The sequence below is a fragment of the Bifidobacterium sp. SO1 genome (genome assembly GCF_018555335.1).
In the GTDB taxonomy this organism is placed as follows: Bacteria; Actinomycetota; Actinomycetes; order Actinomycetales; family Bifidobacteriaceae; genus Bifidobacterium; species Bifidobacterium simiiventris.
In genome coordinates this window covers 1-1,160 of record NZ_JAFEJR010000052.1, presented here as the reverse complement: position 1 = coordinate 1,160, position 1,160 = coordinate 1, and the positions used below count along the sequence as shown (strand labels likewise).

At 65.9% G+C, this 1,160-nt stretch carries 1 protein-coding gene; it reads right to left on the bottom strand.

The genetic code is table 11. From position 1 onward, the window contains the following. Positions 1–8: 8 nt before the first annotated feature. A complete protein-coding gene (locus tag JS541_RS14620) occupies positions 9–1,085 on the bottom strand; it encodes an IS30 family transposase (protein WP_214375212.1) in 1,077 nt (358 codons plus the stop codon). Positions 1,086–1,160 lie beyond the last annotated feature (75 nt).

The window sequence follows — 1,160 nt, the reverse complement described above, 5'->3', positions numbered from 1 at the left end:
CCCGTTGTCTATTTAGAAGTGCAACGCCCTTGTTTGTCGGCTAATTCTAGCAGTTCGTCGGTGAATGCCTCGGCCGGCGTGCGGTAGCCGAGTACCCGCATGGGACGGTTGTTGATCTCGTCCACGATGGCCTGCACGTCGACGGCCATGGACGGTTCGATGCGGGAGCGTTTGGGCAGATAGCGGCGGATCACGCCGTTGCGGTTCTCGTTGCTCCCGCGCTGGTACGAGCTGTACGGGTCGGCGAAATACGTGGCCATGCCGAGCTGCTCGCGCAGCCGCCCGTGGCGGGCGAATTCGGTGCCGTTGTCGTGGGTGACGCCCGTCCTCGCGCCCGCGGGCAGGGCGGAGAACATGGCGATCTGGGCCGCGACGCTCGCGTCGGCGGTCTTGTCGGGCACGATGCGCGCCATGAGGAAACGGGTGCGTCTCTCGACCTCGGTATGCAGGTTGCATCCCGTGCCGATGACGCTGTCGGCCTCCCATTCGCCGAACCGGGAACGGTCCGACGCGTCATAGGGCCTTTCGCGGATGGATGTCCTGCCCGGTATGCGGCTGCGGGACACGCCCCTGCCCTTCGCCCTGCGCCGCCGCCGGTGGCCTCTCGGCAGATAGCGGGCCCACCGCTCCCTTCTCGCCTTGTCGGCGTAGATCCACCGGTATACGGTCTCCGGGCAGCAGCGCATCGACTCGTCGCCGGGATGCTCCAGGCGCAGACGGCCGCAGATCAGCAGCGGGGACCAGCCACGCCGCAGCCGTTCGGCCGTCCAGGCCCACAGGCGTTGCGATGCGAGGCGGTACGGCCTGCGCGCCCTGGCGCGTCGGCGGTCGGCCTTGCGCTGGGCCTGCCCGGCGATGTAGTACCGGCCGGTCCATGGGCCGGTCCTGAGTCGTTTCGGCCGGTACGGCCGATAGGACTCGCTCTCGTTGGACGGGAACCAGACGTTGCGTTTGACCTCGCGGCTGACCGTGGAGGCGTGCCTGCCGATCAGCCCGGCGATCCGCCGTATGCTCGTCCCGTTACCGATCTCGATTTGGATGACCTGCCGTTCCTCTTCCGACAGGTGCGAATACACTTGACCCAAGGTGCAACATCCTTTCACTGGTTATCTAGACAATCTCCAATCTAAAGGGTGTTGCACTTTCATTTAGACAGCGGG